This is a genomic window from Plantibacter sp. CFBP 13570 (assembly GCF_014841395.1).
Classification (GTDB): Bacteria; Actinomycetota; Actinomycetes; order Actinomycetales; family Microbacteriaceae; genus Plantibacter; species Plantibacter auratus.
In genome coordinates this window covers 65,858-90,082 of sequence record NZ_JACYTW010000004.1, presented here as the reverse complement: position 1 = coordinate 90,082, position 24,225 = coordinate 65,858, and the positions used below count along the sequence as shown (strand labels likewise).

At 70.3% G+C, this 24,225-nt stretch carries 21 protein-coding genes; 10 read left to right on the top strand and 11 right to left on the bottom strand.

Annotation, left to right across the window (positions count from 1 at the left end; all coding sequences use genetic code 11):
- Positions 1-10: 10 nt before the first annotated feature.
- On the top strand, positions 11-841 hold the full coding sequence (locus IFT89_RS02720) for an SDR family NAD(P)-dependent oxidoreductase (RefSeq protein ID WP_244650552.1): 831 nt from the start codon (positions 11-13) through the stop codon (positions 839-841).
- A gap of 80 nt (positions 842-921) precedes the next feature.
- Here the strand turns inward: IFT89_RS02720 and IFT89_RS02715 are convergent, their stop codons facing one another.
- Positions 922-2,661 (bottom strand): PHP domain-containing protein, encoded by a 1,740-nt coding sequence (locus IFT89_RS02715; RefSeq protein ID WP_202938146.1) that lies wholly within the window; start codon positions 2,659-2,661, stop codon positions 922-924.
- 178 nt (positions 2,662-2,839) lie between these two features.
- Between IFT89_RS02715 and IFT89_RS02710 the strand changes: the two genes are divergently transcribed.
- Positions 2,840-3,571 carry a hypothetical protein gene (locus IFT89_RS02710; RefSeq protein WP_202938145.1) on the top strand — a complete coding sequence of 244 codons (732 nt, stop codon included), beginning with the start codon at positions 2,840-2,842 and terminating at the stop codon, positions 3,569-3,571.
- A gap of 10 nt (positions 3,572-3,581) precedes the next feature.
- Here the strand turns inward: IFT89_RS02710 and IFT89_RS02705 are convergent, their stop codons facing one another.
- From IFT89_RS02705 to IFT89_RS02685, 5 genes are all read right to left on the bottom strand, one after another.
- Positions 3,582-5,483, bottom strand: a complete 1,902-nt coding sequence (locus IFT89_RS02705) for an ABC transporter ATP-binding protein (RefSeq protein WP_202938144.1) — start codon at positions 5,481-5,483, stop codon at positions 3,582-3,584.
- Positions 5,484-5,612: 129 nt separating this feature from the next.
- Positions 5,613-5,837 (bottom strand): hypothetical protein, encoded by a 225-nt coding sequence (locus IFT89_RS02700; protein WP_079705792.1) that lies wholly within the window; start codon positions 5,835-5,837, stop codon positions 5,613-5,615.
- Positions 5,838-5,946: 109 nt separating this feature from the next.
- On the bottom strand, positions 5,947-6,999 hold the full coding sequence (locus IFT89_RS02695; RefSeq protein WP_191941007.1) for a FecCD family ABC transporter permease: 1,053 nt from the start codon (positions 6,997-6,999) through the stop codon (positions 5,947-5,949).
- Entirely contained in the window at positions 6,996-8,003 is a 1,008-nt protein-coding gene (locus IFT89_RS02690; protein WP_202938143.1) for a FecCD family ABC transporter permease, read from the bottom strand. Before IFT89_RS02690 ends, IFT89_RS02695 begins: the two co-directional genes overlap by 4 nt.
- 7 nt (positions 8,004-8,010) lie before the next feature.
- Complete coding sequence (locus IFT89_RS02685) at positions 8,011-9,078, bottom strand: ABC transporter substrate-binding protein (RefSeq protein ID WP_086473402.1); 1,068 nt, start codon at positions 9,076-9,078, stop codon at positions 8,011-8,013.
- 111 nt (positions 9,079-9,189) lie between these two features.
- Here IFT89_RS02685 and IFT89_RS02680 point away from each other — a divergent pair, with 111 nt between their 5' ends.
- Both IFT89_RS02680 and IFT89_RS02675 read left to right on the top strand, forming a co-directional pair.
- Entirely contained in the window at positions 9,190-10,008 is an 819-nt protein-coding gene (locus tag IFT89_RS02680; protein WP_191941010.1) for a helix-turn-helix domain-containing protein, read from the top strand.
- A 92-nt stretch (positions 10,009-10,100) separates the two neighbouring features.
- Positions 10,101-10,427, top strand: coding sequence for a hypothetical protein (locus tag IFT89_RS02675; protein ID WP_202938142.1), 327 nt, complete (start codon positions 10,101-10,103; stop codon positions 10,425-10,427).
- Between the two features lie 39 nt (positions 10,428-10,466).
- Here IFT89_RS02675 and IFT89_RS02670 read toward each other — a convergent pair whose 3' ends face one another.
- The 3 genes from IFT89_RS02670 to IFT89_RS02660 form a co-directional block, all read right to left on the bottom strand.
- On the bottom strand, positions 10,467-11,909 hold the full coding sequence (locus tag IFT89_RS02670) for a PepSY-associated TM helix domain-containing protein (protein WP_202938141.1): 1,443 nt from the start codon (positions 11,907-11,909) through the stop codon (positions 10,467-10,469).
- A complete protein-coding gene (locus tag IFT89_RS02665; RefSeq protein WP_307783399.1) occupies positions 11,906-13,981 on the bottom strand; it encodes a cytochrome c oxidase assembly protein in 2,076 nt (691 codons plus the stop codon). The genes IFT89_RS02670 and IFT89_RS02665 overlap by 4 nt, the downstream gene beginning before the upstream one ends.
- A 245-nt stretch (positions 13,982-14,226) precedes the next feature.
- Positions 14,227-14,844, bottom strand: a complete 618-nt coding sequence (locus tag IFT89_RS02660; protein WP_202938140.1) for a hypothetical protein — start codon at positions 14,842-14,844, stop codon at positions 14,227-14,229.
- A gap of 185 nt (positions 14,845-15,029) precedes the next feature.
- On the opposite strand from IFT89_RS02660, the gene IFT89_RS02655 reads away from it, so the two are divergent.
- The 6 genes from IFT89_RS02655 to IFT89_RS02630 all read left to right on the top strand — a co-directional run bounded on the left by IFT89_RS02655 (position 15,030) and on the right by IFT89_RS02630 (position 22,116).
- Positions 15,030-15,959, top strand: coding sequence for a WcbI family polysaccharide biosynthesis putative acetyltransferase (locus IFT89_RS02655; protein WP_202938139.1), 930 nt, complete (start codon positions 15,030-15,032; stop codon positions 15,957-15,959).
- Complete coding sequence (locus tag IFT89_RS02650; RefSeq protein ID WP_307783398.1) at positions 15,956-17,266, top strand: glycosyltransferase family 2 protein; 1,311 nt, start codon at positions 15,956-15,958, stop codon at positions 17,264-17,266. Before IFT89_RS02655 ends, IFT89_RS02650 begins: the two co-directional genes overlap by 4 nt.
- A 135-nt stretch (positions 17,267-17,401) precedes the next feature.
- Positions 17,402-18,301: an SDR family oxidoreductase gene (locus IFT89_RS02645; protein ID WP_202938137.1), complete on the top strand. Its 900-nt coding sequence runs from the start codon at positions 17,402-17,404 to the stop codon at positions 18,299-18,301.
- Positions 18,298-19,698, top strand: coding sequence for an alpha/beta fold hydrolase (locus IFT89_RS02640; protein WP_202938136.1), 1,401 nt, complete (start codon positions 18,298-18,300; stop codon positions 19,696-19,698). Before IFT89_RS02645 ends, IFT89_RS02640 begins: the two co-directional genes overlap by 4 nt.
- On the top strand, positions 19,695-21,242 hold the full coding sequence (locus tag IFT89_RS02635; protein WP_307783396.1) for a GMC family oxidoreductase: 1,548 nt from the start codon (positions 19,695-19,697) through the stop codon (positions 21,240-21,242). The genes IFT89_RS02640 and IFT89_RS02635 overlap by 4 nt, the downstream gene beginning before the upstream one ends.
- A 175-nt stretch (positions 21,243-21,417) precedes the next feature.
- Positions 21,418-22,116 (top strand): hypothetical protein, encoded by a 699-nt coding sequence (locus IFT89_RS02630; protein WP_137241764.1) that lies wholly within the window; start codon positions 21,418-21,420, stop codon positions 22,114-22,116.
- Between the two features lie 66 nt (positions 22,117-22,182).
- Here the strand turns inward: IFT89_RS02630 and IFT89_RS02625 are convergent, their stop codons facing one another.
- Together IFT89_RS02625 and IFT89_RS02620 are read right to left on the bottom strand one after the other, a co-directional pair.
- Entirely contained in the window at positions 22,183-23,127 is a 945-nt protein-coding gene (locus IFT89_RS02625) for a GNAT family N-acetyltransferase (protein WP_202938135.1), read from the bottom strand.
- Positions 23,128-23,231: 104 nt separating this feature from the next.
- Positions 23,232-24,137, bottom strand: a complete 906-nt coding sequence (locus IFT89_RS02620) for a LysR family transcriptional regulator (RefSeq protein ID WP_202938134.1) — start codon at positions 24,135-24,137, stop codon at positions 23,232-23,234.
- Positions 24,138-24,225 lie beyond the last annotated feature (88 nt).

Genomic DNA, 24,225 nt, shown 5'->3' with positions numbered 1-24,225 from the left:
CGCTGGGGATATGAGTTCACCGCAGACCTGGATGATCACCGGAGCCAATCGCGGCCTGGGCCGCGCCCTCGTCGACGCCGCCCTGGAAGCCGGACACGTCGTCGTTGCAACCGTCAGAGGAGAGCGTGCGCTACCCGAACGCGATCGCCTGACGGTGCTGAACCTCGACGTGCGGGATCACTCAGCGGCACAGGCCACAGTGCTGCGTGCGGCCGACATGCTCGGAAGCATCGATGTGCTCGTGAACAACGCCGGCTACGGACTCGTCGGCGCGATCGAAGAGGCGACCGAGGAGGACGCGCGCGCGATCATCGACACCAATCTGCTGGGCCCCCTCTGGCTGAGCCAGGCCGTCATCCCCATCATGCGTCGCCAAGGAGCCGGCCACATCGTCCAGATTTCCAGCGTAGGAGCGGTCGGAACGATGCCGATGCTCGGGCTCTACAATTCCACCAAGTGGGGTCTGGAAGCGTTCAGTGAGGCGATGGCCGCTGAGGTCGAGCGGTTCGGCATCCGCGTATCTCTGATCGAGCCGGGAGCCCTCGCAACGGATTGGGCGGGTGGCAGCATGCGATTCAGCTCGCCGCTAGACGACTACGACGCGCAGCGGATCGAGTTGTTCGCGACGGCCACGGTCCCCTGGCCATCTCAGCACGATCCAGCAGGCGGAACAGCGCCACGCGATGCTGCGGAAGTGATTCTTGAGCGGGTAGCCGCGGCCGATGATCGCCGCCTTCGGGTGCTCATCGGTGACGACGCACCTCTGCAGGTTCGGCAGGCGCTCGATCTCCGCCTGGAGGATTACGCCCGCGATCCCCGCTACGAAGGCACCGCCCGATAGGGAAGGCGGTCTCACCCGGTCAACGCGCCACCCAGGATCGATCTGGTGGTTCGTGTCTTCACGAAGGATCAGCGTGGGGCTCAGGTCACGCTGATGAAGATCGGATTCGTGTACAGCCAGGTGTCGGCCCAAGGGTCGGCTGGGGAGACCGGGTACGGCTGGGGTGCCCGCGGATCGACCTCGGCGCCGAGCGGACCGACCCCGTGCACTTGGCCGTCGCTGCCGCGAAGGCGGACGTAGCCGTTCTCCGTGGCCGGCTCGAGCGGCACCACGACACGGAACGGGGAGTCGCTGCGGTCGGCGACGTCGAGCATCTCGACGACTCGGGTGCCGGGTGCGCGCTGTTCATCACGGTCGGCGACGGGCCCGGTGACGCGCCCGCGGATCAGGTCGAGGTGCGCGAGTCTCGGCGTCGTGCCCCGCGAGGTGGGCGTCGTCGTGGGCGTGACGTCGACCACGAGCTCGAGGGCGGTGCCGCTTGCGACGGTGAGGGTCCCACCCAAGGTGGTGCTGATCTCCGGCTGGTCGGTGGCGCGGAGCACGACGGAGAGCCCGGCGACGAGGTGCCCGTGGTCGACCCAGACTCGGCCGGCGCGGATCGCGGCGAGCAGGGAGGCGGACGATCGGTCGACGGCCCCGACGTGCGTCCGACTGAACTCGCCCGGCCAGAAGTCGGCGCCGTTCTGGGGTGTGTCCGTCGCGATCGGGTCGGGCCGACGGCCGGCGCGGTTGAAGTTCGCGAGCGTCGCCCCGGACTCCCAGCCCGGCCCGGTCGGGAAGTCGCCGACGCGGGTCGCATCGGACTCCTTGAGGTGGAGATCGCTGTTCGTGGTGATCCACCAGCGCCGTCCCTCGCTCAGGAGCGAGTCCCACACGCCGCCGACGACGGCCGTCGTCCAGTCGAAGCCGCCGTGCGTCAGATAGGCCTCCGCGGGGTAGCCGGGGAACGAGAACTCGCTGGGGGTGTTCTCGTACTCGCCACGCCGTGAGCGTTCGGTCGCGTTCGCGGCGATCGCTCCGGCTTGGGCGCCGGGAGCGCCCTCCATGCCGACGAACACCTCGGGGTCGGCGTCCTGCCAGGCACGGAGCTCGCCGGGCGAGTCGATGCCGAGCCGGCTCGGGTGGTTCGCCAGGACGATCACGTCGTCGATGACGCCTGCACGCTTCTGGGCGCCGAGCCAGGCGATCCCGTCGGTCGCGTGCACGAGCCACTCGGCGGCGTCTTCGGTGCCGGGGCGCGGTTTCTCCCATCCGTTGAGCTTGCCGTCGTGGTCGAGCTCGAAGCGGCGCAACACGAGGGTCGTCTGGGGCCCGGGCGCGATCAGCACGGTCGCGTGCTCGGCTCCCGGGATGTACCACTCGAGCCCCTGGAGCACGAGCATGTCGGGGCGAGCCGCCCGCGCGGTGTCGATCTCGCGTGCCGCGTTGAACACCCCGCCGACGTTGGCATGCCCCTTGTTGCTGTGCTCGGTGAAGGCGATCGCGTCGACCGCGAAACGTTGCGCCTGGTCGAGGATCGTCGTCATCGGGTACTTGGCGTCGTGCGAGTAGACCGAGTGCACGTGGTGGTCGAACACCAGCCAGGTGAGCGCGTCCGGGTCGACGACTGCCGACGCGGACCGCAGCGGCGCGGCCTGGGCAGAAGCCGCGCTTCCGAGCCCCTGGGCGGTCGCTCCCACTGCGACCGTCGCAGCGACGGAGGCCCCCAGGAAGGACCGGCGTGAGAGGCCGTACCGGGCCGATGCGCCCCGCTCATCCTCGGGCACGGACGATGCGCCACCGGTTGGCGCGGGCTGCTCGGGGCGGGGATCGAAGGGCATGGCATCACTTTCATCGGACGGACGCGCCGATCGTAGGCAGCGGAGGTGAACCTCGGCCCAACGGCCGGTGCCGTGGGTGACGCCCGGCGTTCACGACCCATTCATCTGCGTCGGCAAGAGTCCTGGCGTCGCCGGGTATCCCCGTCCCGGAGGCCCACCGCACCCACCAAAGGTCCCGATGTCTTCCACTGCCCCCGTCATCCACCGTTCCCAGTTCCGTGCCGCAGGCCGCGCCCTGCTCGTCGCGGCAGCTCTCAGTGCCAGCGCAGTGCTCTGCCTCGTCGGCGCTGGTGCTGCCGTCGCCGCCTCGGCACCGGCACCGCTCACGCTGCGCGACACCACCGGCGCCGCGGTCACGTCAGGTGACGCGCGCGCCGTCCCGTCGTTCGGCTCCGCGGTGCTCGCCGCGGGCTGCCCAGCCGATGCGGACGACGCCGCCCGACTCTCCGTGACGGCGGGAGGGGTCACCGTCGTCACGTCTCCGACCGTCACTGTGGCCGCCGGGCAGCCGGTCGAGGTGCCGATGGCCATCTCGTTCCAGGAGGTCGTGGACGGCGGCGTCGAACAGGGAGATGCGACCCTCGCGCTCGAGTGCCTCGTCCTCGAGTCGGGCATCCCGTCGTCGGTGGTCACGGCGGCAACCCTGCCCGTCACGTTCGCCGCAGGAACCTGGTCCGTGCCCGGCGCTCAAGTCGAGCCGGTCCCTCCGACGGCCACTCCGACCGCTGGCCCGCCCTCGGGAGGTCCTGGAGCAGGGGCGATCGCGTCGCCGAGCCCGTCGGCCGCAGCACGACCCTCCGCTGACGGAGACCTGGCGCTGACGGGCTGGCAGCTCGGCGGGGCTGGCGTCGTCGCCGCCGGCCTGCTCGCGGGCGGAGCCGCCCTGCTCCTGCGCAGGCGTCTCCGGTAAAGCTCCGCGGTCAGGTCTCGCTCGGTGTCTCCTCCGCCGCTGCCAGGTTCTTCTGGACGGCGAACTGCGTCCGGTGCAACTCTTCGTACCGCCCACCGGCAGCGAGCAGCTCCTCGTGCGTGCCCCGCTCCACGATCGACCCTTCCTCGACCACGAGGATCAGGTCCGCACTGCGAATGGTGGAGAGCCGGTGCGCGATGACCATCGCTGTCCGGCCCTCGAGCGCCTCGCTGAGCGCCGCCTGCACGGCGGCCTCCGAGGTCGAGTCCAGTGCCGCTGTCGCCTCATCGAGGATGACGACGCGCGGCTGGGCGAGGAGCAGTCGTGCGATGGTCATCCGTTGGCGTTCACCACCGGAGAGTCGGTAGCCACGCTCACCCACCATGGTGTCCAGCTGGTCCGGCAGGGACCGGATGAGTGGTTCGAGCCGCGCGCGGCGGACGGCGTCCCACACCTCGTCCTCGGACGCCTCCGGACGTGCGAGACGCAGATTGGAGCTGATGGTCTCATGGAACAGGTGACCGTCCTGCGTCACCATGCCCAGGGTGTGCCGCATGGAGGCGAAGGCGACATCGCGGACGTCCGTCCCCGCGAGACGCACGGCGCCCTCATCGACGTCATACAGCCGCGACAGCAGCTGCGCGATCGTGGACTTCCCCGCTCCTGACGAGCCGACGAGGGCGACGGTCTGCCCCGGCTCGATCCGGAAGGAGACGCCGTGCAGCACCTCCTCGCCGCCGCGGGTGTCCAGCGTCGAAACCTCTTCCAGGGAGGCGAGGGACACCTTGTCCGCGGACGGGTAGGCGAAGTGGACGTCGTCGAACTCGACGGACACCGGACCATTGGCGACGGTGACGGCGTCGGGCTTCTCCTGGATGAGCGGTTCGAGGTCGAGCACCTCGAAGACGCGCTCGAAGCTGACCACCGCGCTCATGATCTCCACCCGGGCGTTCGCGAGGCCGGTCAGCGGCGCGTAGAGGCGGGTGAGGAGGAGCGCCAGGGTGACCACCTCACCGGTGTCCAGCTGCCCGGCGAGTGCGAGGAAACCGCCGAGGCCGTACACGAGGGCGAGCGCGAGGGCGGAGACGAGCATCAGCGCGGTGAAGAAGACGAACTGCAGCATCGCCGTCCGGACGCCGATGTCGCGGACGCGGGCGGCACGGACGCGGAACTCCTCAGCCTCCTGATCCGGTCGACCGAACAGCTTGACGAGCGTGGCACCGGGCGCTGAGAAGCGCTCGGTCATCTGCGTGCTCATGGCCGAGTTGTGGTCGGCGGCTTCGCGACGCAGCGCGGCGAGGCGGCTACCCATGCGGCGCGCAGGTACCAGGAAGATGGGCAGCATCACCACGGCGAGGACCGTCACGAGCCAGGACGTGCTGAGCATGACGATCAGCGTGAGGATCAGGGCCACGAGGTTCGTGATCACCCCGGACAGCGTGCCGCTGAAGGCCTGCTGCGCGCCGATCACGTCGTTGTTGAGGCGGCTCACGAGCGCGCCCGTCCTGGTGCGGGTGAAGAACGCGATCGGCATCTGCTGCACGTGGTTGAAGACGGCGGTGCGGAGGTCCAGGATCACGCCTTCGCCGATCCGGGCCGAATACCAGCGCGTCACGAGGGACACGGCGGCGTCGGCCACGGCCACGAGGGCGATGACGACGGCGAGGCGGACGATCGTGGCCACCTCGCCCCGGGCGACGATGACGTCGACCACCTGGCCGGCGAGCACCGGGGTCGCGACCGCGAGGAACGCTCCCGCGACGGAGAGCGCGATGAAGACCAACAGCTTGGACCGGTAAGGCACCGCGAACGTCATGATGCGCCGCACGGACTCACGGGAGATGCCGTGCTTACCGTCCTTGGCGGTCGAGATCTTGTACAGCGAGCTCCAGGCCGCGCTCTCCATGCTCATTGCGACTCCTCACGCCCCGCTGCGCATGAGCACGTCCCCGACCCCGGTCACGACCCGGGTGGCGACGCGAACGCAGACCTGCGAGAGCGTATCAGCCTCGCCGTTCCCGACCTGAACGCTCTGGCGTCGTCAGCGTTCGGCGCGCAGGGCCGTCCACATCACGACGAAGGCGGCGGCGATGCCGAGCACGCTTCCGGCGAGCCCGACGATCATGGCGGGATGGCCGGTGTCGGCGAGGCCGATCGAGCAGGCGACCACACCGACGCCGGACGCCATCAGCGCGACGAAGCTGAAGGCGGCGAGGATGAAGCGCTTCGTGGTCCGGGTGGGATCGGGGGCGGGAGGGAGCGACATCGTGCCTCGTTTCCGCCGTCGCGTGGGCTGCGTCGGCTCTTCGGCATCAGGCTAGAGGGCCGCCCATCGTTGCGGTGAGGGGGTATCCCCGGTCCTCACGACAGAACCGTCACGAACGCCTCCGGACTTCGTGGACGAGGAGCCAGACGAGGTAGCCGCCACCCACGATCACGGTGACGACCCCCACCGGGAGCGACGTCGGCAACAGGTGCTGCGCGACGATGTCGGATGCCAGCAGCACGAGGGCCCCGAGCAGCGCGGACGGCACCAGCGCGATGCCGGCCGTGCGGGTGATCCGCTGCGCGAGCTGCGGGGCGGCGAGCGCGACGAAGGCGATCGGCCCGGCTGCTCCCGTGACGACAGCGGTGAGCGCGACGGCGCACGCCACGAGGCCGAGCCGTGAGCGTTCGACCCGCGAGCCCAGCGCCTTCGCCGCGTCGTCGCCGAGCTCGAGTTGGCGGAGCGATCCGCCGAGCGGACCGAGGATGATTGCGATGGCGATGATCACCACTGCGGCGGGGATGAGCTGAGCCCAACCGACGGCGTTCAGCGAGCCAGCACCCCACACGGTGGCGAGCATCGCGACTTCGAGCTTCGCCCGCAGCACGAGGTAGGAGCTGAGCGCTTCGAGCATGGCCGAGACGCCGATGCCCACGACGATGAGCCGGAAACCCTGGATGCCGCGACGGTAGCTGAGGAGGTAGACCAGCGCCGTGGCGATCAGGCCGCCACCGATGGCACCGCCTGCGACGGCGGCGGAACCGGCGCCGGCACCGATCACGATGATCACGATGAGACCGCCCGCGTACGATCCCGCGGTGAGCCCGATGATGTCGGGGCTCGCGAGTGGGTTGCGGGTGAGGGACTGGAAGATCGCGCCGGAGAGTCCGAGGGCCCCTCCGAAGAGCAGCGCGGCGAGGACCCGCGGGAGGCGCCACTCGAGCACCACCGTCTGCACCAGACCGCCTGGCCCGCCGAGGAACGCCGACGCCACCTCGTCGACCGACAGTGGCAGGTCGCCGAGACACAACGCGAGCAGCGCCAGGGTGAAGAGGACCGCGCAGAACACGCCGCACACGACGATCGTGCGCAGCCGGACGCGGACGGAGAGGGATCGCCGACGCCACACGACCGTGCGCGGTCCCGTCTCGACGCCGGTCACAGTGCGCTCGCCTTCGCGCGCCGCACGAGGTGGATCAGCACGGGCGCGCCGATGAACGCGGTGACGATCCCGACCGGGACGTCACTCGGCCAGAGGATCACGCGACCGATCACGTCGGACGTGAGCAGCACGGCCGGCGCTATCAGGATCGAATACGCCACGATCCACCGCTGGTCGGGACCGACGATCCACCGCGCGATGTGGGGCACCATCAGGCCGACGAAGCCGACCGGCCCGGCGATCGCGGTCGCCGCACCAGCCAGCAGGGTGATCGCGACGACGGCGAGCACGCGGGTGCTCACGAGGCGAGTACCGAGTGAGGAGGCGAGATCGTCGCCCAGCGCCAGGGCGTTCAGCGATCGCGCGCTGAACAGCGCGATGACGACGCCCGCGACGACGAAGGGGAGTGCGGGCAGGATGACGTCGAAGCCGCGCTCCACGAAGGACCCGGCGTTCCAGCCGCGGAGCTGCCTGAAGGCGACCGGATCGAGGAGCATCATGGCGGTCGTGATGCCGCTGAGCACCGCTGCCAGGGCGACGCCGGCGAGGGTCAGCCGGACCGGATCCGCGCCACCACGTCCTGCCGAGCCGATCACGTAGACGAGTGCCGTCACGACCAGGGCTCCCAGGAACGCGAACGGCAGGTACTGCACGGGCGTGCGAGCGCCGAACAGGACACCGATCGCGACGAAGAGTGCCGCGCCCGCGTCGACGCCGAGGATACCTGGATCACCGAGGGGATTGCGGGTGAGGCCCTGGATCAGGGCGCCGGAGACGCCCAGCCCGACGCCGACGACGAGTCCTGCCACGGTGCGGGGGATCCGCAGATCGAGGACGACCAGATCGGTGACGGAGCCATCGGGCCTCGTGAGTGCCCGCCAGACGTCCGTCGGGCCCACGGGGTGGGACCCGACGAGGACGCCGAGCAGGACCGCGGTCGCGAGTGCCGCGACCGCGATCCCGAGCCCCAGCGAACGGCGCCCGCGAGGGGTGCGCGAGGTCACCGACGGGTCAGCCGTCGACGCTCTGCGGAGCTGTGCCGGCGACGGCGTCCACCAGGCGCGGCACCAGCTGCTCGAGGACGTACTTCTGGCTGAGTGGGGTGAGGAAGTAGATCGCGCCGGCGAGCTCGCCGTCGGTGAAGACCGCTCGCCCGCCGGTCACGGCGTCGAGGCTCGAGGTGGTGCCGAAGCCCAGCACCTCCTGGACGGCATCCGCGGACTCCGTGGCGAAGACGATCACGTCAGCGTCGATGACACCGACGTTCTCCGCGGCGATCTGCGCCTGTCCGCCCTCGCTCGGGACGTACTGCTGCAGCCCGGGCGTGATCGTGAACCCGAGATCCGTCAGGAAGTCGGTGTTGAGGCCGTCGGGGTAGACCCACAGGTTGCCGTCCCACGGCCCACCCTGCGAGAAGGTCGCCGTGAGGCCCGCGAACTCCGGGTGCGCTGCCGCCGCCGCAGCGTAGGCCTCGTCGACGCCGGTGATGAGCGCCTCGCCTTCCGCCGACCGACCCACGGCTTTGGAGACCATCCTGGTCTGGTCCCGCCAGTCCGCGAAGTAGAGCCCAGCGCCCTCCTCATTGGTCACGGTCGGCGCGATCTCCGCGAGCTTCCCGTAGTTCTCCTCGGTCATGCCGGCGTTCGTCCCGATGATCAGGTCCGGCCGCAGCGATGCGATCTTCTCGTACTCGAACCCGTCTGTCGTGGTGAGGACGGTCGGCTCAGCATCGCCCAGGAGATCCGTCGCCCACGGCCACACCGCATACGGCTGCTCGCCGTACCATTCCGTCGTCGCGATCGGTGTGACACCCAGTTCGAGGAGGATGTCCTGCTCGGTCAGGCCGACCACGACGATCCGCTGCGGTTCCGACGGGATGACCGTCTCGCCGTACTCGTGCTCGATCGTCACCGGGAACGAGTCGCTCGGCTCGGTCGTGTAGTTCGGGTTCTCGGCGGTGGTCGACGCGGCGCTCGAGCAGGCGGAGAGCGCGACACCGACGAGGGCGAGCGCGCTCACCGCGGCAAGCAGACGAGCGGTCCTCGCGCTCGGGGCGCGGTGGTGCTTCGGGACGATCATGGGGTCCTTCATCGGTTCGGCTGGCGGGATGACGACAGTCAGGTTAGCCTTGCCTAATCGCTTCGCGCTATCGCGCTGAGTGGACAGGACTTGTCGAATGGAGACAGCTGGATGTCTGGTCGCGATCACTCGGACGGCGGAATCAAGCTCCTCGGCCCGCTGGATGACGCCGAAGGGACATCGGGGGAGTTCCGGGTTTCCCGCTCGCGGGTCGACGCGACGACACGGTTCGATGAGCACTCCCACCGCGAGGACCAACTCGCGTGGATGAGTTCCGGCGCGATGGAGGTGTCGGTCCCCGGCGATCGACGGCGACTGCGGCGAGAGCACCTCGCATGGATCCCCGCGGGGATGGTGCACGAGATGAGCTTCAGCGAGCCCGGCGAGCTCATCAGCGTCTACGCCGACCCGGAACTGCGCCCCCAGGGCGGCCGGTGGAACGGTGCACGGACCGTCCGGGTCGACGAGCTGTCGGCAGCGCTGCTGGCCCACCTGCTCGACGCCGACCCGACCGGGCGCCGGCGATGGCGATGCTGGTCGCTCCTGATCGACTTGCTGTCGGCGGCGGCTCGCGACGATGAGGCGTTGGCCATGCCCCGTGAACCGCGCGCGCGTGCCATCGCGTCGGCCCTGATGGCGGACCCCGCCGACCCGCGTGGGCTCGACGATTGGGCTTCGGCGGCGGGCGTCAGCTCGAAGACGATCGGCCGGGCGTTCGTGGACGGCACGGGGTGCACCTTCCGCGAGTGGCGGGTCCGCGTGCGCCTGCATGCTGCCGCGGGCATGCTCGGACGGGGTGCCGCCGTGCAGGACGTCGCACCCGCGGTCGGCTACGAGTCGGTGAGCAGCTTCATCGGGGCGTTCCGGGCCCGGTTCTCCATGACCCCCGCCGTCTACGCCGCGAGGCGCCGGTCGGCGGAGGTCGTCTGATCCGAAGACGGGTGCGGCTTCAGACGCTCTGAGCAGACCGACCGCCCCCGTGGGTCTGGCCGACGCCTCGGCTTCCGCTCTAGGGTGGCCGTATGGCCCACCCGCATGCACAGCGGGCGACCACCCGGACACGTCTCGTCCTCCGGGTGACCGCCGGTGTCGTCGCCGCCGCGGCCGCCGCCGTGTTCCTGCTGGCGATCTGGATGGTGGTGTCGAGCCGGTTCGGCTGGGACGAACGCGACGTCCACGGCTACAGCCTGCTCTTCGGAACCCCGATTGCACTCTTCGCCGGGCTGGTCATGGCAGTCTCCTTACCGCTGGCGGTGCCGCCGGCGCACCGGAGCCGTACGCGGGCCGTGTCCCTGGGAGTGCTTGCGGCGACCGTCGTGCTGCTCGTCATCGCGGTCGTCACCGCCTGAATCCACCCAGCGCGACCTCTCCTCATCGCTCCTCAGCGATCAACCGGTCTCGGCCGATCGTAGGCGGGCTCGGAGTCCGAGCAGGACGTCGACCACGACGAAGGCGGCGAGGCTGAGGCCGAGGAGCGGCAGGAGCGTGCCGATACCGGCCGCGACGATGAGGACCGCGACGATGCCCCACCAGGGTGCACGGCGGATCGCGCCGCGCGCTGGTGTGCTGCCGACGAGGCGTCCAGGTTCGCGGGTCGGTCGTCGCTGCCACCACATGACGTAGCCCCAGACGACCATGGCGACGATCCCGGACGCGAGGGCGAAGAGGAGGAGCTGGTTCGGGAGGCCGAACATGGAGCCCATGTGGGTGTCGACGCCCCATCGGGTGAGCTTCGCGGCGAGGGGGAAGTCCGCGAAGTCGACCCGATCGGTGACCTGCATCGTCCGTCCGTCGATCGCGACCGCGTCGACCTCGGTCGGGAAACTGCGCTGGATCTCCTGCACCACCCACGCCGTGCCCGCGGTGGCCGGTGGCGTGATCTCGACGAGGCCCGTGTTGACGTTGACCTTCCGGGCGACGGAGAGCACCGCGTCGAATGTCGCCGGGTTCGCCGTCACCGTCTCGGGATCGGATGTGGGAGCCACGGTGCCTCCGTGGCCGGCGTGCTCATCGGCCGGTGCGGACTCACCGCCGAGGTCGGTGGTCACGGATGGCGTGGACCAGTCGAAGGCGGCGCGGATGGTGCCGACGTTGCCGCCCCCGTATTGGGACCAGGTGATGCCGGTGGCGGAGAGGAACAGTGCGCCGACGAGGAGCCAGATGCCGGTGGAGGTGTGCCAGGAGAGGATGCGCCGGTACCCCTTGGCTCGGTTGTTCGGGCGGACGAAGTCCTTCTTGGTGCGGGCTTTGCGGATGCGGGCGATCCAGAGGCCGAGGCCGGCGAGGGCGATGACACCGAGCCAGGAGGCGGCGAGTTCGCTGTAGAGGCGTCCGACCTCGCCGAGGTGCAGGTTACGGTGGAGCTGGTCGATCCAGGTGCGCAGCGGCAGTGCTCCGCTGGTGCCGTACGCGGTGAGGTCGCCGCGGATCTGGGCGGTGGCCGGGTCGACGAACACGGCGCGGGTCTCGCTCTCGCCGAGCCCGTCACCGGTGTACATGACGCGCGTGGTGTCGCCGGGGTTCGGGGCGGGACGCACGGCGACGATGGTGTCCTGGTCCTTCGTGTACGCGTTCGCGGCTTCGATCTGGTCTGCGAGCGGCAGATACTCGGCTTCCGGCGCATGGAGCTGCTCGGCGTACACGAGCTGCTCGAGTTGCGGGGTCAGGGCGTAGAGCGCGCCGCTGGTCGCCGCGACGAGGATGAACGGTCCGACGAAGATCGCGGCGATGAAGTGGAGGCGGAGCAGCAACTGCGGGAACCAGCCTCGGCTGCGGTCAGGTTTCGGGGGTGGGCCGTCGGCGTCGAGTTGGGTCGGTGCGTGTGTGGTCACGGGTGGTCCTTTCGAGGGGCCTGATCGTGGTCGTTGATGCGTGCGAGGCGGGCGTTGTAGTCGGTGAGTTCCGCGTCCCCGTCGCGGTCTGCACGGCGGTCGTAGCGTTTCGCGGCACGTTCGTCACTCCGCACCCATTGGGAGACGACGATGAGGGCGACGAGGACGGCCGGGATCTCGCCGACGCTCCACGCGATGCCGCCGCCGACCGCTTGATCGGCGAGGAGCGCCGCGGTGTTCGTGTAGCCGAGCGCGGTCCACCACCCTTCCGCGAGCACGGTGGCGCTGGACATGATCGCGAGTCCGAAGAAGGCGTGGAAGGCGAGGGTCGCGAGCAGCAGGATGATCCGGAACGGATAGGCCGGACGGTTCGGGCCCGGGTCGATGCCGATGAGGACCCAGAAGAACAGGTACCCGGTGGCGAGGAAGTGCACCGTCATCAGGATGTGACCCTGGTGGGCGAGCATCGCCCACTCGAACCAACCCGTGTAGTAGAACACCACCAGACTCCCGGCGAAGAGCACTCCTGCGACGGCCGGTTTCGACAGCAGCCGCAGGTACCGCGAGTGCACGACGGCGAGGATCCACTCCCGGAGGCCTCGGCCTCCGTCGGTGCGACTCGGCAGGGTTCGCAGTGCGAGGAGGATCGGGCCGCCCAGGACGAGCAACGGCGGCACGATCATCATGAGCGCCATGTGCTGCAGCATGTGCGTGCTGAAGTGGATCTGCCCGTACACGGCGAGGCCACCGCTGGTCGCGTACAACAGCGCCGCGCAGCCGGCCAGCCAAGCGATCAGGCGGACCACGGGCCAGGCGTCGCCGCGGCGCCGGAGCGTCCGGAACGCCCACAGGTACCAGGCCGCACCGACCACGGCGAGGCCGGCCCACATCCAGTCGACGTGCCACTCGGTGAACATCCGCAGTGGCGTCACCTCCGGCGGGTAGGCGAACCCGAGGAGCCGGCGGCGGACGTCGTCGGCGACCGGCTCCTGCGACACCGGCGGTTGGCTGCGCGACAACGCGACCGAGACGCCCATCGTGACCGCCATGACGACGACCTCGACGACGGCGAGCCGGATGAACGTCGACCGCTTCCCGGGTTCGGCCTGCAGGCGGGGGATGAGCCGGAGCCGGTGCCACACGCCGGCGAGTCCGAGCAGCACGAGGGCGACGGTCTTCGCGACCAGGAGCAGCCCATACGGGGTGAGGAGGTCCATCGGGCCCGCGAGGCGCAGCGAGGCGTTCACGACGCCCGAAAAGGCCACCGCACCGAACGCCCAACCGGCGAGCACCGAGTAGCGTGCGACGACCGCGCCGATCTGATCGCCGACCTTCCGACGGAGCAGGATCACGGCCACGAGACCGCCGACCCAGGCGGTGACGCCGATGAGGTGGATCGCGAGCGAGTTGACCGCGTTGCCGTGCTCGTCGGAGCCTGCCGCGTGACCCGACAGGGACAGCGGAAGCAGTGCGAAGACGGCGATCGCGTTCGCGGCCGCGATCCACGCCAGACGTCGGGCGAGGAGCACGATGCAGAACACCACCAGCACGCACGCGAGCGAGAACACCAGGGTCTGCCCGAGCTCCAGCTCCATCGCGTAGAACAGGAAGGTCTTCGCGAACGTCGGTGAGGACACCGGCACGCCGATGGAGTTCGCCGCGGTGAACACCAGCACCGCGATCCCCGCCGCGAGCCAGACTGAGGCCGCCCAGGCCGCCCAGCGGATCGCCTTCGACTGCGAGAACGACACGACACCCGGGAGGATCCGCTGCCCTGGCAGCAGGAAGGTCGCCGCGATGAGCAGGCCGATCGTGACCGACGCGGCCGCATCGTGGACGACCCTCGCGACCGGCAGACCGCGAGTGACGATCACCCCCGGATCCGACAGCAGCGTGCCGGTCGTGAACGCACCCGTGAACTGCAGCGCGGAGAGCGCCACGACGACCGCCACCGGCAACGCAGCCAGCATGACGGCTTCAGGTGCACGGATCGGGACGAGGACGGGCGACTGGCCTCGCTGACCGCTCGGATCGGCTTCGGGCGCACTCGACGGAATGGTTGTTTCTGCCACAGGAGGTGGCTCCTTCCCCGCGGGCTCGAGTGGACGAACCCAGCGGCACAGCTCACCCGGTGAGCCCGCGACCGCACCCGAACGGGCGCCGGGGCAGGACCGAGCGGCGGAAATGGTGGCACTCCGCCGGTGCACGGCGCATCGAGACGACGCTGGTTCGAGCGTCGTCGTCGAGGAAGCGTCCTATGCGCACGCAGCGGTGACCGTCGACCGAGCGTGCAGCTCGGCGAGGTCGTGCCGTGATCTCAGAGGAAGGACAGCGCCGGAGGCCCGCGCAAGGCGGTCGTCTCCGGATACACGCCGAGTGGGCGCAGGATCGGCACGTCACGCTGCGGCAGCACCCGGGCGGGCAGCACCGGCGACGCCAGAGCCGCGAGGACCGCGGGCACCAGCCGTGCGAGGACGAACTCCGTGATGGCTCCGGCCGTCGACAGCAGCGTCTCGGCTCGGTGGAGCGCGGCGATGGTCACGAGGCCGGCGACGAGGTGGGCGAACCACATGGCGGCACCGGCGTGGCCGTCGTGCATCATCGGCATCGACGACGTCTCGAGGATCACCGGTGATCCGTGGGAGAGGTGGCCGCTCGGCGTCGTCGTCGAGGTGGTGCCCTGGGCGGTGCCGAGGACGAAGAGCGTGTGGAACAGGACCTGACTCACCGCGACGGAGACTGACAGACGGACGATCGAAAGCCGTCTGCCCGCGAGCAGGACGCAGACGACGGTCGAGAACACGAGCGGCACGACGAGGCCGAGTGCTCCGGGTATGGTGCCGCCGCCGGCGACGTGCGACAGGAGTGCGACGAAGGTCGAGAACGCCGCGGCGACCACACCACGAAGGGTGCGGGTCGAGCGGGCGGACGACATGTGCCCATTCTTGCAGACCGTCACCACCGTCATGAGGCCGCGCCGTGCCGCCAGGCGAGCAGCGCCACCCCGATCGAGCGCGGTGCTGACGCGCATGCCCGGCGCTGATGGCAGACCGCGGCTTCCCGGCGCAACCCCGATGCGGCAGGACCATGCCAGGTTCGGCGACGGTATACCGTCGAGGCATGAGCCACACCCTGGAACCGGGTACGACCGCTGCACCCGCCGGGTCGCCGATCGAGGCACGCCGCAGGCACTACGCGGAGTTCTACGGCCTCGCTCCGTTGCCGACGGACTTCGGGGTGGTGCTCGGCAACTGCCAGGCGGAATCCCTGCGCACCGTGATGGATGCGCCGGACCGCAGGTTCGTGCGCGTGCCTGCCGTGCATGAGATGACCCCCGAGGACGCGGAGCGGCTGCACGAAGTGGTGGGCGTCGCGCACACCGTGGTGTCGCAACCCGTTCGGGACGATTACCACGATCTGCCTCTCGGCACGCGTCAGGTGGCAGCCTCCACGAGCGGCCGCGTGCTCACGGTGACGCCGGTGCGCTTCGGGGGCTTGCATCCGTTCCAGGCCGCCGTCCGGGTCCCCGGCGTCGAGGAGAACCCGCCGATCGTGGCGTACCACGACGTCCGGACGCTCGCCGCCGCCGCAGGCCTCCCCGTCGCGTCTGCGCTCCAGCCGGACGCCGTGCGCGGGATCGGCCGCGCCTCCGTCGAGGAACTGCGGAGACGCGAGGCCGCGACCGACGTGCCGGTCTCCGACCTCTTCGACTCGGTCACCGCCGACCACGCGCGCACCGTCAACCACCCGGGGAATGCGATCTGGTTGCCGCTCGGCGCCCGCGTCCTCGAAACCCTGGGGGCCCCTGGCGGCGTCACCGACCCCGGGCGCCCTTTGCTCAACGCGGTGCGCGCGCCCATCGCACCCGAGGTCGTCGACGCCTGGTCCCTGACGGACGAGCCCCGCGACCACTGGATCATCGATGGCGTCGAGGTCGATGATGCCGAGGTGCGCGCCGCCCACATCGATTGGTATGCGTCCCACCCCGAGTTCGTCGTCGCTGCCGTCGACCGGCTCGCGGCCCTGCTTTCCGTGTGGCGCAACGCGTGACCGGGAGTGCGCAGCCGTGGGTCGTCGGCAACCGGTGGGACACGCTCGACGACGTCCATCCTGATCCGCTGCCACGCGTCTCGGTGATCGTCGCGCACTACGACCAGCCCGGTGAGCTGCTCCGGACCCTGCACGCCCTCGCCGCGCAGGACTACCCGCGTCACCTCCTGGAGGTGATCGTCGCCGACGACGGATCCCCGGGTGACGTGTCGGTTCCGGACGACGTGATCCTCGTCCGGCAGGAGGACCAGGGGTTCCGGCTTGCCGCCGTCCGCAACCTAGGCGTGGGGGCGAGCAGCGGCGAGGTGTTGTGCTTCCTCGATGCCGACACGGTCCCCGAGCCGGGGTACGTGCGCGCGCTCACGCGGCTGCCCGCCCTGCTGCCCGAGGCGGTCACGGTGGGGCGGCGTCGCCACGCCGATTTCGCCGGGGTCGCCCCGGAGACACCGGTCGTCGAGGCGGCCGCCGGCCGTGAGCTCGCCGAACCGGCGTGGCTCGCCGAGGAGTACGCGCGCAGTCGAGATCTGCGCGACGCGGACGACCGCTCCTATCGATTCATGATCGGCGCGGTCATCGCATGCTCGCGGAGCATGTTCGACGAGGTCGGCGGATTCGACGAGTCCTTCACCTCCTACGGCGGGGAGGACTGGGAGTGGGCGCACCGCATGTGGCAGGCGGGAGCGGTCTTCGCCCACGTCCCGGCCGCGGTGGCCTGGCACGACGGCCCCGAATGGGCTGAGCGCGACGGCTCAGGCGTGGACCGCGCGAACGCCCAGACCATGCGGCTCCTCACGTCGATCCCCGTGTCGGGGTCAGCGCCACGAGCGCTCTGGTCGGACACGGTGGATCTCGTCGTGCGGTTGCGGGGCGCCCACACGGCGGCCGCTCGGTTCGTCGCGGCGGACTCGCTGTTCACCGCCTTCCCGCAGGCTCGGTTCGTCCTCGAGGACGGCGGAGCTGAGGAGCTCAGGGCAGACCCGCGCGTCCTGGGTGAAGTAGCCGGAGTCGACGCCCGAGTGACGTGGGAGCTCGACCGTCCGGTCGTGATCCTCGACCCGACGTGGATCGTCGATCTCGTCGCGCGCCTCGGCACCGGAGACGTGGGCACCGTCGAGCTCGTCGACCCGGACGGCGCGTTGCTCGGCCGCGTGCGATCCCGGCGGGCCGCGCGGCGTGAGGAACGCTGGGGCAGTCCCGATGCCTTCGAGACGCAGCAGCTCGTCGCCGACGGCGTCCACCAGCTCCGGCCTGATCCCCGGGTGGCGGCCTGGGTCGGCGGCTGGGGCGGACCCTCATCGTTCTGTTGACCCGATCGGCGACGACGCGCTCCACGCATGGATCACGCGGCCCGAACGCCGGCCCTCCGTCGGACGTCTGCACCACCGGACGCGCTGAGTGCAACCCCACCGGTTCCGGCCTGCGTCTCGTTTAGCGTGGTCGTCATGTCTCCGCGTGACCAGTACGACCTGACCAACCCCGTGACCCAGTACGACCGGGTCGAGCCCCCGCTGCAGCACCAGCCGGAGCCCGGCGTGCAGGCCAGGATGACCCCCGTTCCCGACCTCGGCGAAGCGAGCTACCGGGGCAGCGGACGCCTGAACGGTCGGAAGGCGCTCATCACGGGTGGCGACTCCGGGATCGGTGCGGCAACAGCGATCGCGTTCGCCCGCGAAGGCGCGGACGTCGTCATCGCCCACCTGCCTGGTGAGGAGGAGGACGCCGAGCACGTGCTGTCGCTCATCGCCGAGGCAGGGCGCCGAGGCAAAGCGATCGTCGCCGACATCTCGCACGCCGACCAGTGCCGCCGGCTCGTCGCGGAGGCCGCGGACTTCCTCGGAGGCCTGGACGTCCTCGTCAACAACGCGGGCAAGCAGATCGCGGTCGACCGGGTGGAAGATCTCAGCGACGAGCAGTTCGAGGAGACCTTCCGGACGAACGTGTTCGCGAACTTCTGGATCACCAAGGCGGCGCTCGAGCACCTGGGCGAGGGCGCGAGCATCGTGAACACGGCGTCGCTCGAGGCGTACAAGCCGTCACCCGACCGGCTCGACTACGCGGCGACCAAGGCCGCGATCAACAACCTCTCGAAGGGGCTCGCACTGCAGCTCGCCTCGCGCGGTATCCGCGTGAACGTGGTCGCTCCCGGCCCCGTGTGGACCGCGTTGCAGGTCTCGGACGGCGTCTCCGACGAGCAGATGGAGCACTTCGACGATGAGAACACGTATCAGCGTGCCGGGCAGCCGGCCGAGCTCGCGCCGGCGTACGTCTACCTCGCCTCGGCGGAGTCCGGTTACGTCTCCGGGGCCACGTTGAACGTCAACGGCGGCATGGTCACCCCGTGACCGCGGCTGTGTGCACGGTCTTCTTCCTCCCCGGGCTGGGCCTCGACGCCGCCGCTGTCGCACCGATGGCCCGTGAACTCGACGCTCGGTTCCGGGTGATCGCCGTCGAGCTGCCCGGCCAGGGCGACACGGCCGACGCGCCGGACGGCTCGGTCGAGTCGCAGGTCGACGCTGCCCTCGCCGTGATCGCGGAGCAGGCCGACGGCGGACCCTGGATGCTGTGCGCCCACAGCATGGGCGGCAAGGTCGCCGCCGGGATCGCCGCCCGGGTCCGCGACGGTGACGTCCCCGTGTTCGGGCTCCTCGGCGTCGTGCTCCTGGCACCGTCACCGCCCACGCCCGAGCCGATGCCGGACGCCAAGCGCCACCAGATGCTCACCTGGATCGAGGACGGGCCCATCGTCGAGGCGGACGCACAGACCTTCGTGGACGACAATGTTGGTGCGCCCCTGCCGGCCGAGCTGCAATCAGCCGCCGTGGCGTCCGTCCAGGCCATGTCGCCCGTCGCGTGGCGCCGCTGGCTGGAGCAGGGCAGCCTGGAGGACATCGCGTCCTCCGTCGGCACCCTCGACCTCCCGTGCACCGTGCTCGCCGGAGATCAGGACGATGCACTCGGAGCCGCGGTGCAGCCCGAGCTGCTCTCGGACGTCTACCCCCGCGCACGATTCGTGCCGTTCGCCGGAGCCGGACATCTGCTCTCCTTCGAGCGTCCGGTCGAGGTGGCGCGCGCGATCACCGAGCTGTGGGACGAGATCGTCGCACACAGTGCGGTCGTCCCCGCGGAGTGGGGGCTCGTCATCGCGTCCCCGCGGACCACGCCGCGGGTGCGGCGTGCGCTGGCACGACGCGCCTTGCCGGACGACCCCCGGTATCGGTCCCGCACCCTGAGCAGGGAACAGCTGGACCTGCTCCGCGCCGTCGCCGATCGCCTGGTTCCGCAGCCGGCGGGTGGGCGGATCGACCTCGCCGCGCGGGTCGACGCCGACCTCGCAGCCGGTGGTGGCGACGGATGGCGGCCGGTCGGAGGACTCACGGACGACGAGGCCTACCGCGCCGGACTGGATGCCCTCCGAACCGCTTGGCCGGACTCGGCCGATGACCAGGATGCGTTGGTCGGCGCCGTGATCGACGGCCAGGGCGTTCCCGGGGGTGCCATCGATGCGGATGATCTGCGTCGCTGGTTCGAGGACCTGCGCGTGGACGTCACGCGGGAGTGGCTCATCCACCCAGCGTCGTTGGCCCGGGTCGGGTACGACGGGTTCGCGACCGGCGCTGAAGACGTCGACTTCGCCGGCTATCGCGAGCTCGGTGCCGACACCCGAGACGACTGGGAGCCCTCCGACCTCGGCGCCGCGCCCGCACCCACGCACGAACAGCAGCAGGAGGACGCAGCGTGAACCTGGACGCGATGAAGACCTACGACCTCGACGACAGCGTCGATGTCGTGGTGGTCGGTACCGGTGCAGGTGGTGCACCACTGCTCGCGCGACTCGCTGAGGCGGGGTTGCGCGTCGTCGCGCTCGAGGCCGGGCCGAATCACGACCCCGCGGAGTCAACGCCGGACGAGGTCGACGCGACGACGATCAACTGGATGTCCAGCCGGTTCAGCGGCGGGGACGCTCCGACGGCGTTCGGTCCGAACAACAGCGGGTTCGGCGTCGGCGGTGGCACCGTACACTGGGGCGCGTTCACGCCCCGTCCGGACGCACGCGACCTGCGTCTGCGCAGCGAGACCGGTCTCGGCCGCGACTGGCCCGTCGACCATGCGGAGTTCACCCGCTACGTCGAGGAGGTCGAGGCGACCATCGGTGTCTCCGGGCCGACGCCGTATCCGTGGGACCCGTCGCGCACCTACCTGTATGCGCCGCCGAAGCGCAACGCCCCGGCGGACCTCATGGCGAAGGGCGCCGAGTCGCTCGGTATCCGTGCGACCGACGCACCCGCCGCGATCATCACCCGCGACCGCGATCAGCCGCACCACGGCCTGCGACGCGCCACGACGAACGTCGGCTCGATCCACCAGGGCGAGCGCCACGGTGCGAAGGCGACGACCGCCATCACGTACCTGCCTGCTGCGGTCGCGGCGGGGGCGGAGATCAGGCCGGACGCCGTCGTGCACACCATCGAGCGTGATGCGCGCGGTCGGGTGACGGGCGTCGTCTATCGCCAGGACGGCGTCGACAAGCGGCAGCGCTGCGAGGTGCTCGTGTTGGCCGGCGGAGGGGTGGAGACTCCTCGGCTCCTGCTGCACAACGACCTCGCGAACGCGAGCGGGCAGGTCGGACGCAACTTCCTGGCCCATGGCGCGGTGCAGGTGTGGGGACGGTTCGACGGGCAGATCCGCGGCTACCGCGGCTACCCGTCGGCGCTCATCACCGAAGACTTCGTCCGCCCTGAGGGCGCGGACTTCGCCGGAGGCTACCTGCTGCAGAGCCTCGGCGTCATGCCCTTCAACTATGCGACGACCCTCGTCCGCGGCGGCGGCCTCTGGGGCTCCGAGCTGGTCGACGAACTCGACGCGTCTCGGTACAACGCCGGCATCGGGATGAACGCCGAATGTCTGCCCGCCGACGGCAACCGGCTCGAGCTGTCCTCGGAGGAGGACGAGTGGGGTCTGCCGCGTGCGACCATTTCCTTCTCGCCCGGCGACAACGAGCAGGCCATCGACCGCCACGCCATCCGCACGATGACGGACATCCTCACGGCGGCCGGTGCGCGGAGCACCAGGGTCCTCGCGCGCACGGCGCACACGCTCGGCACGTGCCGGATGAGCGACGATCCGGGTGACGGCGTGGTCGACGGGGATGGTCGATCGCATGACATCGACAACCTGTGGATCTGCGACAACTCCACCTTCCCGAGCGCGCTCTCCGCGAACCCGGGCCTGGCGCAGATGGCGCTGTCGCTGCGCACGGCCGATCGGATGCTCGCGGCGCGGTAGCCGCCACAGCACGGCTCGGCGAGGAGTCGGACCGTGCTGTGGCGCCGTGACGCACAGCAGCAGTGGGCCGAGGCGCTTCGCACCTTCATCGATGCGCAGTGAGATGAGGCCGTGCGGACGGTTCTGGGCGGCCGTGTCGCCTTCCCCTGGCCCGCGGTCGGCGTAAGGTCGGCTTATGCACCCCGAGCGAACCCGCCAGCCGGCCGGGCGGCGAGCACCATCGAGGCCGCCGGCCGCGTCATCCACGGCGGCAGCCTGGAACGCCTTCCTGCTTCGAGCCGAGGCGAGGGCGTGGATCAGTGCCTCGGAACAAGGACGACGACAGCCCGAAGTCTCCGACGTCGCACTGGAGGTCCTGCTCCGGGAGTACGAGCGACCTGCGCGCTTGCTCCTCGGCCTCGCCGCCGCCGTGACGTTCGTCGTTTCCGCCACCCTGTCCGTGGCGACCGTGACGGTCTTGAATTCGTACTCGGCGGAGGCAGGGGCTGGCAGCCTGGGCATCGTGCTTTTCATCGGACTGGTCTTCGTGTTGCCGAGCGCCATCGTTTTGCTCCTGCTGCAGGTCTCCGGGTACCGAATGACCCGTTCCATCGCGGCGTGGTCCGGTGCGACACCGCAGACCGCCGGCAAGCCGGAGGCCCCCACCAAAGTGGCGGACGCCGTCGATCGTCGGGAGTCGGTGGCGTTGCGCGCCCTCTTCCTGACGGTCTCGGGGGTCGGGATCGCCTGCACGGTCGGTGAAGCCTTCTGGCTGTCCTCCGCCGAAGGCGGGTCGTTCGTGCTGCCACTCGTCGTCGCTGCGGTCCTGCAAGCGATCATCTGGCTCGCGGTCTGCGCCGGGGTCGTCCGCGTACTGCGGTCGTCGCGGGTCTGACGAGCGCGACGGTCGACCGTGTCGCGGTGCTCAGCTGACTCGGTCGGAACCGAGCCCGGGGCGAACCTACTGCTCGTGAACGATCCGAACGCGCGTGACCGAGAAACCGGCTCGATCGAAGGCGCCGCGCATCGGGGTGTTCGCGGCGTCCGTGGTGCCGACGATCCGGTCCTGCCCCGACCCGTGGTGCATGTGGACCATCTCCGCCAGGAGGTCGTGCACGTACCCGTGTCCGCGATGCTCGGGGAGCACACCCAGGTAGCTGATACTCGCGTCGTACGCCGTCCTCGTCGGGATGATGTACCCGACCATCGTCCCGTCGAGCAGCTCTGCGACCCGCCATGCGTCCCGTTCGCCGGGGAGCGAACGGTAGAACGCCAGGTCGTCGTCCGCGAGCGCCTCGAGTCCTTCGCGCGCGACCATGTCCTGCGTGTGCGCATCGAGGGTGCCGGTCGCGACCAGGGCGAACAGCTCGTGGAACGCGTCGTCCGGGGCGGCGACGAAACGAAGGCGCTGCGATCGTGCCGGCACCGGATCGGAGCTGGACCTCGCGAAGCTGACCCGCTCGGTCGTGCGCGAGAACCCACCCGCGCGAGCAGCCTCGTGGCGCCAGCGCACCGCCTCCACACTCGCAGCGTCATCCGCCCACGCAGGGGAGACGTCGACGTTGAACTCCAGTGCGGGACCCGCGCCGAAGGCGTCCAGTCCGGCACGGATGAGTGCGGCGCCGACACGTTCGGGCTCCGCGACCTCGACCGTGCTGGTGAGGCAGTCGAGCGTGGCGGGCCGGTTCGCGTCCGCCTGGCCCCACCAGAGTGCTCGTGCCATCGGGCGACCGTCCTGCTCGGCGATCCACGACCACTCCGGTCGATAGTTCCGACTCGCGAGTTCGGCGGTCAGCCGTTCCGGGTCGATCCAGGCGACGGGTTCGTCGCAGCTCCACGCTTGCAGGAGGGGGACGTCGTCCGGAGTGGCTCGTCGGATGGTGAAGTCGTCGCGGGTGTCGGTCATCGGTTCTAGCTTGGACAGGGTCGACTCGTTTGTCCAGGTCGGGCAGGAACACTGGGGCTACGCCGCCCAGACGGGAAGCGGACGCGCGGTGTTCGAGTGGGCCTTCACCCGATTTGTGCGGCCGCGTCACGGAGACACGCGATGAACGCGTCGTGGACCGGGCTCTCGTCCGTCCGTTCCTGACGAGCGGCCAGCAGGCGTGTCGTCGGCGAGCCGGCGAGCGGCACGACGACGATCGACGGCGGCACCAGCTGCCGCACCGACTCGGGCAGGATCGTCGTACCCACGCCGGCCGCGACGAACCCGAGGGCGGTCTCCTGATGGACGACCTCCTCGACCACCTGCGTCCGACTCGACGTGCCGAGCACCTCCGCGACGCGGTCCACGAATCCCGGCATGAGCGCCCGCGGGTAGGAGATCATCGGGACCTCCATGAGCTCCTCCGCGGTGACCTCGGGTCGCCCTGCCAACGGGTGACCGACCGGGAGGCACGCCACGAGACGCTCCTCGAAGACGACCTCGGTCGTGAGCGCGGGGGAAGTGTCGGACGGCGTCTGCGGGACCTCGTCACGGACGATCCCGACGTCGAGCGTGCCGTCGCGGAGCCGGTCGAACTGCTCGCCCGAGGTCAACGGCACCAGGCGTAGCGTCACCCCGGGGCGGCTCGCCCGGAACAGCTGCACGACACCGGGGAGGACCGTGTAGTTGGCCGAACTCACGAACCCCGCGGTGAGCTCCCCGGCGAGACCGTCGACGAAGTCGCGCATCTCACCCCGGACCGTGTCGAGCTCCTCGACGATGTGTCTCGCCCGCGCCTGGAGATGTCGTCCAGCGGGGGTCAGCGCCACCCGCCTCGTCGAACGGTCGAACAGTGCGGTGCCGACCTCCTGCTCGAGCCGTGCGACCTGGACGCTCAGCGGTGGCTGCGACATGTGCAGCCGTCGAGCGGCGCGCCCGAAGTGGAGCTCCTCGGCGACGGCGAGGAAGTAGCGCAGCTGGCGGAGCTCCATCCCATCGACGATACGACCGTCGTATTACCACGCTGTTTCGTCCAGATTGCGAGCGAAACGCTCTCAATCGAGGTTCGAATCGGTATTT

Coding starts and splice junctions, on each gene's coding strand:
- IFT89_RS02720 (WP_244650552.1), top strand. CDS start 11: ATGAGTTCACCGCAGACCTGGATGATCACCGGAGCCAATCGCGGCCTG.
- IFT89_RS02715 (WP_202938146.1), bottom strand. CDS start 2,661: ATGCCCTTCGATCCCCGCCCCGAGCAGCCCGCGCCAACCGGTGGCGCA.
- IFT89_RS02710 (WP_202938145.1), top strand. CDS start 2,840: ATGTCTTCCACTGCCCCCGTCATCCACCGTTCCCAGTTCCGTGCCGCA.
- IFT89_RS02705 (WP_202938144.1), bottom strand. CDS start 5,483: ATGAGCATGGAGAGCGCGGCCTGGAGCTCGCTGTACAAGATCTCGACC.
- IFT89_RS02700 (WP_079705792.1), bottom strand. CDS start 5,837: ATGTCGCTCCCTCCCGCCCCCGATCCCACCCGGACCACGAAGCGCTTC.
- IFT89_RS02685 (WP_086473402.1), bottom strand. CDS start 9,078: ATGATCGTCCCGAAGCACCACCGCGCCCCGAGCGCGAGGACCGCTCGT.
- IFT89_RS02680 (WP_191941010.1), top strand. CDS start 9,190: ATGTCTGGTCGCGATCACTCGGACGGCGGAATCAAGCTCCTCGGCCCG.
- IFT89_RS02675 (WP_202938142.1), top strand. CDS start 10,101: ATGGCCCACCCGCATGCACAGCGGGCGACCACCCGGACACGTCTCGTC.
- IFT89_RS02660 (WP_202938140.1), bottom strand. CDS start 14,844: ATGTCGTCCGCCCGCTCGACCCGCACCCTTCGTGGTGTGGTCGCCGCG.
- IFT89_RS02655 (WP_202938139.1), top strand. CDS start 15,030: ATGAGCCACACCCTGGAACCGGGTACGACCGCTGCACCCGCCGGGTCG.
- IFT89_RS02645 (WP_202938137.1), top strand. CDS start 17,402: ATGTCTCCGCGTGACCAGTACGACCTGACCAACCCCGTGACCCAGTAC.
- IFT89_RS02630 (WP_137241764.1), top strand. CDS start 21,418: ATGCACCCCGAGCGAACCCGCCAGCCGGCCGGGCGGCGAGCACCATCG.
- IFT89_RS02625 (WP_202938135.1), bottom strand. CDS start 23,127: ATGACCGACACCCGCGACGACTTCACCATCCGACGAGCCACTCCGGAC.
- IFT89_RS02620 (WP_202938134.1), bottom strand. CDS start 24,137: ATGGAGCTCCGCCAGCTGCGCTACTTCCTCGCCGTCGCCGAGGAGCTC.